General features: G+C 74.3%; 7 protein-coding genes. 1 reads left to right on the forward strand and 6 read right to left on the reverse strand.

The window, feature by feature from the left end; all coding sequences use genetic code 11:
• Positions 1-17 precede the first annotated feature (17 nt).
• Entirely contained in the window at positions 18-1316 is a 1299-nt protein-coding gene (locus CLV43_RS07905) for a trans-sulfuration enzyme family protein (RefSeq protein ID WP_170155738.1), read from the reverse strand.
• A gap of 267 nt (positions 1317-1583) precedes the next feature.
• Positions 1584-2606, reverse strand: a complete 1023-nt coding sequence (locus tag CLV43_RS07910) for an ornithine cyclodeaminase (protein WP_106186391.1) — start codon at positions 2604-2606, stop codon at positions 1584-1586.
• A gap of 79 nt (positions 2607-2685) precedes the next feature.
• Between CLV43_RS07910 and CLV43_RS07915 the strand changes: the two genes are divergently transcribed.
• Positions 2686-3465 (forward strand): thioesterase II family protein, encoded by a 780-nt coding sequence (locus CLV43_RS07915; protein WP_106186392.1) that lies wholly within the window; start codon positions 2686-2688, stop codon positions 3463-3465.
• Here CLV43_RS07915 and CLV43_RS07920 read toward each other — a convergent pair.
• From CLV43_RS07920 to CLV43_RS07935, 4 genes are all read right to left on the reverse strand, one after another.
• The gene (locus CLV43_RS07920; RefSeq protein WP_146174684.1) at positions 3456-5774 is read right to left on the reverse strand and encodes a penicillin acylase family protein; all 2319 of its coding nucleotides are present in this window, start codon (positions 5772-5774) and stop codon (positions 3456-3458) included. The genes CLV43_RS07915 and CLV43_RS07920 overlap by 10 nt on opposite strands.
• A complete protein-coding gene (locus CLV43_RS07925; RefSeq protein WP_106186394.1) occupies positions 5771-12067 on the reverse strand; it encodes a non-ribosomal peptide synthetase in 6297 nt (2098 codons plus the stop codon). Before CLV43_RS07925 ends, CLV43_RS07920 begins: the two co-directional genes overlap by 4 nt.
• Positions 12068-12275: 208 nt before the next feature.
• Positions 12276-12584 (reverse strand): phosphopantetheine-binding protein, encoded by a 309-nt coding sequence (locus CLV43_RS07930; RefSeq protein ID WP_106186395.1) that lies wholly within the window; start codon positions 12582-12584, stop codon positions 12276-12278.
• A 5-nt stretch (positions 12585-12589) separates the two neighbouring features.
• Positions 12590-15670, reverse strand: a complete 3081-nt coding sequence (locus CLV43_RS07935; protein ID WP_106186396.1) for a non-ribosomal peptide synthetase — start codon at positions 15668-15670, stop codon at positions 12590-12592.

Raw genomic sequence — 15670 nt, forward strand, 5'->3', positions numbered from 1 at the left:
GACCGGTCCGGTCGCGCTCACGACTTCTCCAGGGCCTGGTCCAGATCCTCGACGAGGTCGTCGAGGTGTTCGAGGCCGATGCTCACCCTGATCATGTCCGGGGGCACCGGCGCCTTGCCGGGCTTCGCGTCCCCGACCTGCTTGTGGGTCGTGGTCGCGGGGATCGTCGCCGTGCTCTTCACCTGGCCGAGGTTGTTCGCCCGCCAGATCAGGTCGAAGTGGTCCAGGATCCCGTACGCCGCCTCGACACCGCCCTTGGGCCGGAAGCACAGCAGGAACCCGAACCTGTTCTCCGCGGGCCCGCCGTCCGCGTCGCTGTCGACCAACCACATGTCCCGCTTGGCGATGCCGTGCGAGCGGTGGGTCTCCAGTCCGGGGTAGAAGACCTCGGCCACCTTGTCGGACGCCTCGAGGTGCCGGGCGACGCGCAGTGCGCCGGCGGACATTGCGTCCACCCTCCCGCGCAGCTCGCGGATGTCGGCGAGGATGGTCCACGCGTTGAACGGGCTCAGCACGGATCCCATGTCCCGCAACGGACCGCTGCGCAGGTAGCCCGCGAAGTCGGCGGTCAGCTCCTCGGGCTGCGCCCGCAGCCGGAGGTCGTGCCGGGCGACCACGACGCCGCCCATGCTGCGGCCGCTGGCCCCGGCGGCCTTGGTGAGCGAGTGCACCACCACGTCGGCGCCGAGCCCGAGCGGGCGCACCAGCGCGGGTGTCGCCAGGGTCGAGTCGATGATGAGCGGGACACCCGCCTCCCGCGCGAGCGCGCCGAGAGCGGGGATGTCCACGAGCTGCACGGTGGGGTTCGACGGGGACTCGGCGTAGAGGAACCGGGTGTCGTCGTCGATGCGCCGCGCCCAGTCCTCGATGGACAGGGGGTCGTCGACCCAGCGGACGTCCACACCGCGTTCGTCGCCGTAGCGGTTGTTGAAGACCATCGTGGTCGACCCGTAGCACGCCGACGAGGAGACGAAGTTCGGGTGCGCGCCGACGGACCTGGACAGGAAGGCGGACGTGGCAAGGGTTATCGCGGCCATCCCCGTCCCGGTGGTGGTGGCGCTCACCCCCGCGTCGACCTGGTAGCCCTCCAGCGCGGCGACGGTGCTCTCCAGGTACCGCACCGTCGGGTTGCCCCGGCGGGCGTAGACCCAGTCGTCGCGTTCGTCGCCCGCGGCGGCGAACATCGCCTCCGTGGACTCGAAGTGCTGGGCCGTCGTCAGGTAGGCGGGCTCGCTCAGGGAGCCGCGGTGGTTCGCCGACTCCGCGTGGTCGTAGGACCCGCGGATGGCCAGGGTCGCGAACCTCGCGTCCGTCACCACCGCGAACCTTCCTCCACCTCGGTCGTCCCCGTGCGAACGAGTGGTTCCTCCCCGTCCCGGCGACGCTGTGGACCGGTGCTGTGCGCGGCGCGAGTGGACACAAGGCCAGTTGTAGCACCGCGATTCCTCGGCGCACCAGCCTGCTCAGCCCTCGCCCGGCACACCCGCGCGGGGGCGTGCGACGGCGTTGTCCGGGGCATGGCGGGGAGGTGTGCAGCCGCTCGGCGCGAGCAGTTGCACACCTCGACGTCCGCCGCGGGCCGGTCAGCGGGGCAGGAGCGTACCCGTGTCGGTGTCGCTCGCGGCGGTGAGCACGCGGGACGCCAGGGCCACGTCGTGGACGCCCATCCCGAACGGGTTGACGACCGTCCGGTCGGTGGCGGCGATCGGACGGGAGTACCCGCCGGACAGCAACGCGGCCAGGTCGGCGTCGACCTGGCGGGCGCCGGGCGCCGTGGCACCGGGCGCGCTCACGCGGCCCGCCTTGGCCAGCCGTCCGAGCAGGCGGGTGTCGTCCTCGCTGACCAGCAGCCAGTCGTCGACGAACAGGTGCTCCGCACCCAGGAGCACGTCCTCGGCGGCGTCGTCCAGCGACACGTTGAGGAAGACCGACCCCTGGGGTAGCCAGTCCAGCGGCACGTAGGAGGTCGTGGTGGTCGTGGTGGCGATGCTCACCGGCGCCGACCGGACGGCAGGTTCCGGGTCGGTGACGACCTCGACCTTGACCTCCGGCAGCGACTCGCGCAGCTCCTCGGCGAACGCCGCGGCCCGGTCGGGCAGCAGGTCGTAGGCGACCACGGACTCCACCGCGCCGTTGGCGGCCAACAGCTCCAGGTGGGTGCGCGCCTGGCGGCCGCAGCCCAGCAGCGCCACCCGGTCCACGGTGGACAGCGGGCGGATCGCCCGCAGCGCCGCCACCGAGACCGCGGCGGTGCGCAGCGCGCTGATGTGCGCGCCCTCCATGACGCACACCGGTGCGGCGGTCTCCCGGTCGTACAACAGGATCAGCCCGGCGGCACGGGGCAGGCCGCGCTCCGCGTTGCCCAGGCAGGCGTTGATGATCTTGCAGCCGTAGACGTCCTCGTGCCGCGCGGGCAGGATCAGGCTGCGGGCGGCCGTCCCGTCCGGCGCGGTCCAGCGCAGCGCCGCCTCGGCCGCCACACCCGAGCGGCCCGCGCGGACGGCGAGGAACGCCTCGGTGACCACGTCGAGCGGGTCGATCCGCGCGCACAGCGACGCGACGGTGGCGCCGTCGAGGTAGCGCAGCGGGGCGGTGGAGTCAGGCATGGACACGTCCGTTCTCGCTGTGGGACAAGGGAAACCACGGCCTTGATGTGCCCGACCACCGTCCTCTACGGTCGTCCGCATGAGCACTCCGCCGCCCCGCCGGAAGAAGCCGCCGCGATGGCTCCTGCGCCGTCCCGACCCGGACGCCCGTGCGCGCCTCTTCCTGTTCCCCTACTCGGGGTGCGGCGCCTCGATGTACCAGGCGTGGCCGCGGCGCATCGGTGCGGTCGACGTCTGCCTGGTCCAGCCACCGGCCCGGCAGAACAGGATCGCCGAGCCGCACTACGGGACCTACGAGACCATGGCCGAAGGGCTCATCGAACACCTCCGGCCGCATCTCGACAAGCCGTTCGCGTTCTTCGGGCACTGCAGCGGGGCGCTCCCCGGCGTGGAGGTGACCCGGCAGCTCGCCGCGGCCGGACTCCCGCTGCCCACCAGGGTTTTCGTCTCGGGGCAGGTGGCCCCGCACGACGGCCCGTACGGCAGGCTGCTGGAGCTGGACCGCGACGGGCTGCGCACCGAGCTCGGCCACATCATCACCAACCTCGGCGGCAAGCCGACCGGGTCGCTCGTCGAGATGGGGCTGGAGGTGCTCGTCAACGACGTCGAGGCGAACAAGCGCTACTCCCCCGGTCACGTCACGATCCCCGCGGGGATCACGGCGATCGGCTGGACCGACGACGTCGAGATCCCCACGAAGCTCATGGGCGGCTGGCAGGACACCTCGGCCGACTGCCGGTCCGTCGAGCTGGAGGGCGGGCACTTCGAGTTCCTCTCCGCGCCGGAGGCGCTGCTGGCCGAGATCCGCCGGGACTTCGGCGAGTGGGCCGAGGAGCCCGCGGAACCGGGTCAAGGCTGAGCCGAGCCCCCGTCCGGTGGGCGGAGCACGTGGTCGCAGCCCGCGCGGCGGGTCCGTTCCCGGAACGGGGGCAGGCTCGCCCAGCGGGCGTGGCGGTCGGCGTAGTGCGGGCTCAGCGGGTGGCCGGACTGGCCGGCGGGCAGCTCGGTGGTGACGAGGTCGTCCGGGGTGAGCACCACCCGCCCGGCCGCGCCGAACCCGGCGACGGCGGTGCGGACGCTGTGCAGCATCCCCGCCTGCGGCCGGGGCCGGATGCCGAGCAGGGCGTCCGCCCACGGCGCGAGCGCGACGAGCGGGTGCCGGAGCCCGACCCGGTTCAGCTTCCCCCACTTCTCCTGCCGGTCGCGCAGCACGGCCGTCACGCAGTCGGCGACGAAGGCGTCCACGTCGGTGGTCCCGGCGGGCAGCAGCGCGGTGTCGCGGGCGCGCAGGATCGCGAGCAGCGGCCGGTCGAGGTCGCGGAGGGTGAAGCGGAACGCCGGGTCGTGCTCGCGGCAGACGGCGAGGTAGGGCGCGAGCACGCGCTGCGCGAGCAGACCGCGCAGGCGCACGAGGACGCCGAAGGCGCGGGAGTCGGTCGACGCGGTGCCGTCCCAGCCCTCCAGCAGGGTCCGGGTCGGGTCGGCGGGCGGGAGCGCGGCGACGGCGAGGTCGCGGTAGGCCAGGTGCAGCTCGGCGCTGATGTCGTGCTGCAACGCGGTCATGGCCGCCGCGTCCGGGTGTCCGGTCGCGGTGAGGACGGCGCGGATGCGGCGGGCGCGGTGGCCGGGGTCGAGGTCGAGCCCGATCCGGAACTCGTCCTCGGGCAGGGCTGCGTCGTTGGCGGACACCAGGATCCCGTCCGCCGGGTCGACGACCCGCGGGCGTTGCGGCCCGGTCAGGTGGCCGTCGGCGGGGTCGGTGCGCGGTGTGCCCGCCGGGCGGCGCGGCAGCAGGCCGGTCGCCAGGTGCGCCATCCGCTCCCGGTCGACGACCAGGACGTTGAGGGCGACGCCGTGCGCGTCGTCGAGGACCGCGACGGCCTCGCCGACGTCCGCGGCGTGGGCGAGGCGGTGGAACCGGAGGTCGGCGGCACGGGGGTCGTGGCCCGCCCAGCGGACGGCGATCTTCTCGCCGCACAGCGGGGTTTCCGGGACGGGCATCGTCCCGTCGGTGGTGATGTCCACCGCGGTCGGACGTTGCCCGCGGACGCGGATGGTCTCGGTGCGGGTGCGCAGGCCGTCCTGCCCGGCGGGGACGAGGTCGAGCACGTCGGCGGTGAGGTTCGTGACGCCCCAGGCGATGCGCCCGTTGGTGCCGGTGAGCACGACCGGCAAGCCTGTGCCTGCCAGTCCGCGCAGCCGGGTGCCGGGCCACGCCAGGTCGACCTCGTAGAGCAGGTTCGGCAGGCCGAGCGACAGGTGCAGGTCGCAGGCGAGCAGCGGCTCCTCCCCCGTGGTGACCCAGCTGTTGGAGCCCGCGACCGCCCGGTCGAGCGCGACGAGGTCGGGATCGCCGGAGTCGCCGCGGTGCCGGGCCAGGTCGGCCGGGAGCTCGTCCCCGCCGCCCGCCAGGAGGAAGTCGGCCACGGGTGCGGGCAGCGCGCGGCGCACGACCGCCTCGGCCCGTTTGGCCTGCTCGTTCCAGGACAGCGAGTGGAACAGCACGAGCGCGACCAGCACGCTGTCCTCCACCCGCCACGGCCGCGGCCGGTAGGCCAGGAACCGGCACTCGAACGGGGTCGCCTTGGCGAAGGCGGCGTTGACGCCGTCGGCGAACGCGGTCAGCAGCTCGCGTTCCGGCTCGGCGAGCCGTTCCGCGGCGGTGCGGGCGGCGGCGGCGAGGCCGAGCCCGCGGAACGTGGTGTCCGACGGCAGTGCGGTGCGGCCCCACACCTCGGCGAGCCTGCCGCTCCCGGTGCGGCGCATGAGGTCCAGCTGGAAACCGCGGTCCCGGCCCATCGCGTGGCCGAGCGCGCGGACCGCGTCGAGGTAGGACCCCGCGGTGATCCGGGTGACGCCCTGGCCGGTGGTGCCGACGGTCACCGGCGCGCTCAGGCCGGGCACCTCGACGTCACCGGGGCAGCCCGGCACCGAGGAGGTGAGGGCGCGCAGCATCCGCCGTTCGACCGCGACCCGGCCGCGGTGGCGGTGCACGTAGCCGCCGATCCCCGCCGCGCCCACGGCCACCGCGGCGGCCGAGGCCCACGGCCAGGCGAGCAGACCTCCCGCGAGCGCCACCGCGGCCACGCCCGCGGCGCCCGCCACCCGCGCCGTGGGCAGCAGCCACAGCCTGCGCACCCGCGGCCGGTGGGCCGGACAAGCCGTCACCGGGCTTCCAGCAGGGCCGCCGCGGTGGCCCGCACGGTGGCGGTGACCGCGGTGAGCAGCTCGGTGGCGAGCTCCTTGGACGTGGTCGCCGGCTTGTAGCGCAGCTCGAAGAGCAGCTCGCCGTCGATCGGCGCGATGCCGAGGACGAAGTCCGACGCGGTGGCCGCGATCCGCGCGCCCAGCACGTTGCGCTCGGACTGGTAGGGCGCGAACACGAGCCCGTCGTCGGGGACGACGGTGGCGGTCTCCTCCTGCGCGACGAGCATCGCCTCGAACACCGGTCCCGAGGCCGGGTGCCGGTCGCGGATCTCGGCGAGCACGTCCTCGAACGGCAGCTCCTGGTTCTCGAACGCCGCGACGCACACCTCGCGGGCCTGCGCGCTGACCGCGACCGGGTCGGTGTCGTCCAGCCGCAGGCGCAGCACGACCGTGTTCGCGACGAGCCCCACGACCTCCTCCAGGCCTGGTTCGACGCGGTTGGCGAGCATGGTGGCGACCCGGATGTCCTCCTGCCCGCTCCACGCCCGCAGCGTCGCCGCGTAGGCGCCGAGCACGAGCATGAACACCGTCATGCCGTGCCCGCGGGCGGCGTCGCGGACCGCGCGCACGTCGTCGGCCGGGAGCGTCGCGCCGGTCGACGCCGACCTCAGTCGTTGCACGAACGACGCGGTGCCCAGCTCGGCGAACCGGCTGCCGGGCGCGTCGGCGAGCGCCGACCACGGCGGGCTGAGCCGGTCGAGCCAGAACGCCCGCTGCCGGGCCGCCTCGTCGGTGGCGAGCCAGTCGGTCCGGTCCTGTGCGAGCCAGCCGCTGCCGCGTGGAACCGGCCGGAGAGCGGGAGCGCCGTCGGCGGCGATCTCCCGGTAGATCCGGGCCGCGTCGGACAGCAGCAGCGTGAGCGACCAGCCGTCGCACACGATGTGGTGGATGTTCAGGAAGACCACGTGCCGGTCGGCGGCGAGCCGGTGCACGACCACGCGCACGAGCGGTGCCCGGTCCAGCGGCAGCTCCTCCCGCGCGGCGGCGGCCATGAGCTTCTCGCAGCCGCGGACGGGGTGCTCGTCGGCTGTGTGGTCCCGCACGTCCACGGTGATCGTGGCGCGCGGCTCGACCACCTGGACCGGTCCTTCGCCGGTGTCCTCGAACCGGGTGCGCAGGGCCTCGTGCCGGGTCACCAGCTCGGCGAAGGTCCGCCGCAGCACGTCGAGGTCGAGCGGCCCGTCCGCGCGCAGGGCGCCCGCCATGCCGAACAGCCCGACGCCGGGCAGCTGGGAGGCGATGTCCCACATCTGGCGCTGCGCCAGGGAAAGCGGGTAGCGCGCCGCCGTGTCGGGCGCGGTCGGCACCGCTGCCGCCGGTGCCGACTCCGCGGCGCCGTCCAGGGCGTTCGCCAGGCCCGCGATCGTGGGTTGGGCCATGAAGGCGCGCATCGACAGGGCGCCGTGCCGGGCGCGCAGCCTGCTGACCACCTGCATGGCGGTGAGCGAGTCGCCGCCCGCGTCGAAGAACGGTGTCGTGGCGTCGATGTCGGCGACCCCGAGGACCTCGGTCCACACCTCCCGGACGCTCGCCTCCAGCCGGGAACCGGACGGCACCGCGGGGATGACGGGCTCGGGCGCGACCGGGACCGGCGCCGGACCGACCGGGGCCGGGGCCTGGCCGGAGGCCAGCAGCCGGGCCAGGTCGGCGATGCCGGGCAGCGGGGTCTCGCGGAAGTGACGTCCGGCGTCCGCGACGATCGCGGCGACCACCCTGCGGTGCACCTCCGCCGCCAGCACCAGCGTGCTCTCCGGCAGCGCCGCCGAGTCGTACTCCATCAGCAGCCGCAGCTCGTGGTCGCGGACGTCGATGGTGAACGCGGAGCTGAACGCGTAGTGCGTGGACTCCAGCTCCTCGGCGTCCAGGAGCTCCAGGCTGCCGTCGCGGACCAGCTGCCGCGTGTTGTGGTAGTCGGTGAAGTTGAAGCCGGAGTCGAACATCGGCGCGGTGCCGTGCGCGGTCTGCATCGCCGCGTTCGGGTACCAGCGGTGCCGCATCATCTCCTGCTCCTCCTCGTGCACCCGCACCGCCAGCTCCGCCCACGTCTGGTCGGCGAGCGCGACGCGCAGCGGCAGCTGGTTGAGGAACAGGCCCAGGATGCGGTCGGAGTCGCGGTCCTCCGGCCTGCACGAGAACACCGTGCTGGTGGCCACGTCGTCGGAGCCGGTCAGCCAGGACACGACGCGCAGGTGCGACGCGCACAGCAGCGCCTTCACCGACACGCCCAGCCGGGCGGCGGTGGCGCGCAGCGGTTCGAGCTGCCCGGTGAACGACACGTGGTGCCTGCGCATGATCGGAGCGCCGGACCGGTCCGGCGCGATCAGCCGGGCCCGCGTGGCCGTGCGGGCCGCCCAGAACTCCCGGTGCCCCTCGTCGCGCACGGCCTCCAGCTCCAGCGCCACGTAGTCGCCGAACGCGGTGCGCGGCCGGGGGACGCCCGTGACCGTGCCCTCGGCGAGCAGTGCGCGGTACTGGGCCTGGAGGTCCTCGAAGAAGACGTTCACCGACCAGCCGTCGAGGATGGCGTGGTGGTGGGTGAAGATCAGCTGGTAGTCCTCGTCGGACGTGGTGAGCACGACGAGCCGCAGCAGCGGCGGCGCGGACAGGTCGAAGTCCGTGGCGGTCTCGCGCGCCACGACCTGCCGGATCCGCTCCCGCTGCTCGTCGGCGCCGAGCCGGGTGAGGTCCTCGACCTCGACCGGCACGGTGACCCCGGTGTGCACGCGCTGCACCGGCCCGAGGTCGTTGGCGAGGTCGAAGCTGGTGCGCAGCACGGGATGCGCGTCGGTCACGGCCTGCGCGGCGGCGCGGAACGCGACCGGGTCCATCACGCCGCGGACCCGGTAGCTCAGCATGATGTGGTAGACGCGGGCGCCGGGGGCGATCTCCTGGTGGTAGATCATCCCGGACTGCATGGCGGTCATCGGGTAGGCGTCGACGACGTCCGGTGGGAACGCGGTCCCCCTGGGCAGCAACGAGAACGGCTCGCGGGAGGTCGTGGTGCCGCCCTCCTCGGTGGCCAGCGGCGCGAGCCCGGCGACCGTCGGCGCGGCGTAGACGTCCTGCACGGTCAGGCCGAGACCGCGGTCCTTGGCGAGGCCGACCAGGCGGATGGCCCGCATCGAGTCGCCGCCGCCGTCGAAGAAGTCGGTGCCGGTGGTGACTGCGGGGTCGGCCAGCACCTCGCGGAACACCTCCAGCAGCACGGACTCCCGCGCACCGGTCGGGACGGCGGCACCCGCGGGCGCCGCCGTGGTCGTGCCCGCGGTGGCGGCGACCACGGCCGCGCGGTCGAGCTTCCCGTTGGTGGTCAAGGGGAGCTCGTCCACCACGACGACCGTGCGCGGCACCATGTAGCGGGGCAGCGTCGTGCGCACGGCGGCGAGCAGTTCCGCGGGGTCGGGCTCGGCACCGGCGGACGGGACGACGACGACCACCAGGTGGGCGCCGCTGTCGTCGCCCGTGACGGCGGCCCCGGCCGCGGCGACACCGGGCCGGGCGGAGAACGCGGCCTCGATCTCGGCCAGCTCCACCCGGAACCCGTTGACCTGCACCTGCCGGTCGCGGCGGCCGAGGTAGGCCAGCGTGGTGCCGTTGCGCCGGGCGAGGTCGCCCGAGCGGTACAGGCGGGCGCCGGGCACGTCGCCGAACGGGTCCGGCAGGAACCGCAGCGCGGTCTCCCGCGGCCTGCCCAGGTAGCCGTCGCTGACCTGCGGGCCGCCGACGTAGATCTCCCCGACGCACCGGTCGGCCACCGGCGTCCCGTCGTCGTGCAGCACGTGCAGCGCGGTGCCGGGCAGCGGTGTGCCGATGTCCGACTCCGCGGTCCGCACGTCGTCGGCGCGCAGCAACCGCCACGAGGCGTGCACCGTGGTCTCGGTGATGCCGTACATGTTCACCAGCTGGGTGCGGTCCCCGACGGCGGAGTACCAGCGCTCGACCAGGCTCCGGTCCAATGCCTCGCCCGCGAACAGCACGTACCGGATGTGCTCGGTGGCGTCGGGGCGCGCGGCGAGGGCGGGCAGCATGACGGTCAGCGCGGACGGCGTCTGGCTGAGCACGGTCACCCGCTCGCGGGCGCACAGCTCGGCGAACTCCTCCGGCTCCCAGGTGGTCAGCCGCGGGACCACGACGAGCTTCCCGCCGTGCAGCAGGCACCCGAACATCTCGTACATGGACACGTCGAACGAGCAGGCGTGGAACAGGGTCCACACGTCGTCCGGGCCGAGGCCGTACCCGTCCGCGGTGGCGTCGAGCAGGCTGAGCACGTTGCGGTGGGTGACCCGCACGCCCTTGGGGCGGCCGGTGGAACCGGAGGTGTAGATCACGTAGGCGGCGGCGTGCGCGGGCACGTGGGCGAGCGGCGCCGTGTCCGCGGCCAGCTCGGCGAGCGTGGCCCGCTCCCCCGGCACGGCGGCGTCCTCGGTGACGGTGAGCTTGGCGCCCGAGTCGGTCAGCACGTCGGTCACCCGCGCCGTCGGCCACGACTCGTGCAGCACGAGGGAGGCCGCGCCGGAGGCCATCACGCCGAGGATGGCGACGACGAGGTCCAGGCCGCGCGGCAACGACACCGCGACGACGTCGCCCGCCTCGACACCGCGGGCGCGCAGACCGCCCGCCGTCGCCTCGACCCCGGTCTGGAGGTCCGCGTAGGACAGCACGCCGTCGGGGCCGGTGACGGCCACGGCGTCCCCGCGCGTGCGGGCGACCTCCGCGAGGCGGCCGGTCAACGACTCGTCGGCGCGCGGCACCCGGTCGGGCTCGGCGACCGCACCGGGCGCGGCCACGCCGAACGCGCCGACGGCGAGCCGGGTGACCGGGGCGGTCGGGTCAGCGACGGCGGCCGTCAGCACGGCGAGGGCGGTGGCGGTGATGGCCGCGACATCCGCGTCGGCCACGGCCTTCCGGTCGGCCTCGACGTCCACGGTGAGCGTGTCGCCGTCGTCGCGGACCAGGAAGTTCAGGTCGTACTTGGCACCGACCTGCGGCACCTCGACGTGCTCGACCGCGAGTCCGGCGAACACGGGCGCGGGCAGCTCGGTGCCGATGTCGGTGAGCAGGACGTTGAACGTCGCGCGCGAGCCCGCCACGTCGGACGGCACGGGCGCGTTGCGGACAGCGCCCAGCACGGAGGTCCTGGTGCGCCGGACGAGGTCGGCGAACGGGGCGTCGCCGACGTCGAGCCGCACGGGCGCCATGTCCAGCAGCAGGCCGACGACGCGTTCCAGGCCGGGGCGGTCGCGACGGGACACCGGCATGCCCACCACCAGGTCGGTGCGGCCCGCGTAGCGGGACAGCGCGACGGCGATCGCGGTGGCGACGACGGTGAAGACGCTCGACCGGCCGCTCTCGGCGAGGCCGCGCACGGCGGCGGTGGTGTCGGCGGGCACGACCACGCGGTGCGCCGCGGCACGGGCGCCGTCGGCGGCGGTCAGCGGCGGGGGAAGCGGCAGCGCGCCGAGCGAGGCGTCGTCGAGGCGTTCCCGCCAGTACCGGCGCACGGGCGCGAGGTCGGCGTAGGCGAGCCGGTCGTTCTCCCAGCGGGCGTGGTCGACCATGTCCACCGGCGGCGCGCCGACGTCCGGCTCGGACCCCGTGACCCGGCTGCCGTAGCAGCGGGCGAGGTCGTCGAGCAGCGGGCCGAACGACGAGCCGTCGGCGATGACGTGGTGCAGCACGAAGAAGAACACGTGGTCGTCGGGTGCGAGCCGGAACAGGCGCATCGCCACCGGCGGCGCGGAGTCCAGCGGCAGCGGCAGGTCCGCGACACGGGCGCACTCGGCCAGGCACGAGGCCAGGTCCGGTGTGTCGACGACCTCCAGCGGCGGCTCGACCGAGGCGAGCACCCGCTGCCGCGGTTCGCCCTGCGCCACCGGGAAGACCGTGCGCAACGACGGGTGCCGGTCGTGGACGTCGCGCAGCGCGGCGGTGAACGCGGCGAGGTCGAGCGCGCCGCGCAACCGCAGCCCGCCGGACAGGTTGTAGGTGCCGTCCTCGGCGAAGTACGTGGTCGCCCACAGCGACCGCTGCGCGGCCGTCAACGGGCCGACGGGCTCGTCGCCCGGCGCGGGCGGCCAGGCCAGCCGCTCCCGCCGGGCGAGCAGGTCGACCAGCTCGTCGCGGTGGGACTTCATCTCCGCGAGCAGGTCCGCGGGCAACGCGTCACCCCGGCCGCGGTAGCGGATGCGGTCGTCGGCCAGGGTGAGCGCGACACCGAGGTCGTCCAAGCGCCGCAACAGGTCCTGAGCGGTCACGACCGCCTCCCACTTCCGACCAGCACCCGATGGTCCGCTGCTTTCCCAGGCTGTGCTTGATGATCCGCCACGGTCACCAGGCGAACTCCGCGCTGCACCTGATGGTTCGCCACGGTCACCAGGCGAACTCCGCGCTGAATCTGATGGCTCGCCACGGTCGTAAGGCGAACTCCGCGCTGTATCTGATGGTTCGCTCCGCAAGCTGCGCTCACAGCTCCCCCTCGAAAACCGGCTCGCCTGCCGGTCGACCGTCCGCGCGCAGCCGGTCCAGCTCGGCCGCGACCTCGGTGACCGTGCCGAGCTCGAAGAAGTCCTCCAGCTCCAGCTCGACACCGGTCAGCTCGGCCAGTCGGAAGATCACCTGAACGGCGAGCATCGAGTGGCCGCCCAGCTCGAAGAAGTCCTCGTCGACGGCGACCGCGTCCAGCCCGAGCAGGTCCCGCCAGACCTCGGCCACCTGCTCCTCGGTAGCCGTGGTCGGTCCGGTGACCTGCTCGGTCGCGCTCCGGGTGTCCATTCCACTCACCTCTCACCGCTGCCGTGAGCGGGCAGCGCCACATCGGGGTTCGCCGCGCCCGCGCGCAGCACGTCGGCCAGCGCCCGCGCCCAGCCGTCGACGGTCGTCGCGTCCAGGACCTCGGGCCAGAACAGGACCTCCAGGCGCAACCGGTCGTTCTCGCCGGAGACGTCGACGGTCAGGTCTAGGTCCATCACCGGGTCGGCCAGCTCGCGCGGCACGACCTCCAGGTCCGGCAAGGACGTGCCCGTGCGCCACGCGCCCTGGTGGGTGACCTTGACCTGGAACAGCGGGAACCGGCCCGCCTGGCGGGGCGGGTTCACCGCCGCGACGAGCTTGTGGAACGGCAGCCGGTCATGCTCCTGAGCGCCGAGCACCTGCCGCCGCGCCAGGTCGAGCAGTTCGCCGAACGTCGGCGCGTCGCCCGGCGCGAGCCGGACCGGCAGCTGGTTGACGAACGTGCCGACCAGCTCCTCGCTGCCCGGCCACGACCGGTTCACCGAGTCGATGCCCAGCACCAGGTCCGTTGTGGACGCGGCGTCGCGCAGCACCACGTAGGACGAGGCGAGCACCGCCATGAACGGGGTCGCGCCGCGGGCGCGGGCGGCCTCGGCGACCGCCTTGGTCTCGGCCTCGGTCAGGTGGGCCACCACGTGGTCGGTGACGAACGCGGGCTTCGCGGGCCGCGGCCGGTCCAACGGAAGGTCGATCGACGGCGGGGCGCCGTCGAGCTGGTCGGTCCAGTAGCGCGTGCAGTCCTCGGCATCCGGTCCGGCGAGCCACTCGCGTTCGGCGTCGACGTACCGGGAGAACGAGGTGCCGGGCAGCTCGACGTCGGTGTCGCCCGCGAGCCACCGCCGGTAGTGCTCGGCGATGTCCTGCTTGAGCACCTCCAGCGACCACCCGTCGGCGACCAGGTGGTGCATGGCCAGCGTGAGGACGTGGTGGTCGTCGGCGACCCTGCCGAGGCGGACGCTCATCAGCGGTGGCTCGGCGGTGCGGGCGGAGATCCCGAAGCCGTCGGCCGTGTCGTCCACGACCTCCAGCGCGATCTCGGCCTTCGGCCACACGGCCGCCTTCGGGACACCGCGCTCCTGGGTGAAGACGGTGCGCAGCGGTTCGTGCCGGGCGACGACCGCGGCGAGCGCGTGGCGCAGCGCGTCGAGGTCGAGCCGCCCGTGCAGGTCGAGCGACAGGATGAGCAGGTTCGGCGCCTTCTTGCGGTGCAGCTGCTCGAAGAACCACAGCCGCTCCTGGCCGGAGGACAGCGCGCCGACCGACCTGGGGTGCTCGGGCTCCACCGGGGCGTGGACGGCGGCCTCGACCGCGGCGAGCAGGCCGCGCGGTGTCGGCGTGGCCAGGAACGCCCGCAGCGACGTGCCCGCGGCGGCGAACCGGTGGCGGGCGGCGGAGACCATGGTCATCGCGGTCAACGAGTCGCCGCCCGCGGTGAAGAAGTCGTCGTCGGGGCCGATCGAGGCGACGCCCAGGGCTTCGGCGACGACGGCGCGCACCTCGTCGAGCGTGGCGGCGGCCGTGTCCGATGTGGACACCGGCACCCCGGCCGTCGTGGTCCCGGTGTCGAGCGCGCGGTAGTCGATCTTGCCAGAGGTGTTGGTGGGCATCCGGTCCAGCACCGAGACCTCGTGCGGCACGAGGTAGCGCGGCGCGGACTCCTGCACGGCCACCAGCACGTCCGCGCCCGACGCGGACCCGGCGTCCAGTGTCACGAACGCGCGCAGCCTGCCCGCCGTGTACACGCACGCGGCCGCCCCGACACCGGGCACGCGCAGCAGCTCCGCCTCCACGTCGCCCAGCTCGACGCGGTGGCCGCGGATCTTGACCTGCCGGTCGCGCCTGCCGTGGAAGTCGACGGTCCCGTCGGCGGCGCGGCTCGCGCGGTCGCCGGTGCGGTACAGGCGCGCACCCGGCGTGCCGGAGAACCAGTCGGGCACGAACGCGAGCGCGGTGCGGACCGGGTCGCCGATGTAGCCGCGGCCCACGCCGTGACCGCCGACGAACAGCTCGCCCTCGGTGCCGTCCGGCACCACCCGACCGTCCTCGCCGACCACGTGCAAGGTGGTGTTCAGCACCTCCCGGCCGATCGACGGCCACGGGCGGGCCGCGCTCTCCTGAGCCGTCACCACGTGGTGCGTCACGTCGTCGGAGCACTCGGTGGGGCCGTAGGCGTTGACGATCGGGATGTCCGGGTTGTGCTCGTACCAGCGCTGTGCGACCCGACCGGGCAGCGCCTCGCCGGTGGCCACGAGGTAGCGCAGCGACGCGAGCCCGGCGCGCAGGTCCTCGTCGCGGGCGAGCTGGGCGGTGAGCACGGCGAGGAACGACGGGACGATCTCCAGGATCGTGACGCCGTGCGCGCGCACCCACGCCACCAGCTCGGCGGGCTCGGAGATGGTGAGCGGCGAGGCCACCGCGACCCGCCCGCCGACGGTGAGCGCGGTCAGCGCCTGCCACACCGAGATGTCGAACGACAGCGGCGCGGTGAGCCCGACGACGTCGGCGGCACCGAGGTGGAGGTCCGCCACCTTGGCCGCGATGTGGTTGTCCATGCCGCCGTCGGCGACCATCGCGCCCTTGGGCGTCCCGGTCGAGCCGGACGTGAAGATCACGTACGCCAGCCCGGTCCTCGGCCGGTCCGGCACGGGGACCAGGTGGCCCGGCTCCCCGCCGTGGACGACCTCCGCCGCGTCGAGCCCGGCGGCGACCTGCCCGGCGTGCTCGTCGTGCCCCGGTGCGACGAGCAGGTGCCGCACGCCCGCGGTCCGGCACATCCGGTGCGCCCGGCGGACCGGCACGCTCGGCTCCAGCGGCACGAAGGCGGCGCCCGCGAACAGGACGCCGAGCACCATGCCGACGTAGCCGGGGCCGCGGTCGGCGACCAGCGCCACCACGGACTCCGGCCCGGCACCCGCGGCGCGCAACGCCGCCGCGTGCCCCCGCGCCGCCGCGTCCAGCTCGGCGTAGCTGCTGCTCACACCGTCAGCCACCACCGCGGGCGCGTCCGGCGTCGCGGCCAGGCAGGCGCCGAACTGGGACAGCACGTCGCCGACGACCGGATCCGGCAT

It is taken from the genome of Umezawaea tangerina, from assembly GCF_003002815.1.
Classification (GTDB): domain Bacteria; phylum Actinomycetota; class Actinomycetes; order Mycobacteriales; family Pseudonocardiaceae; genus Umezawaea; species Umezawaea tangerina.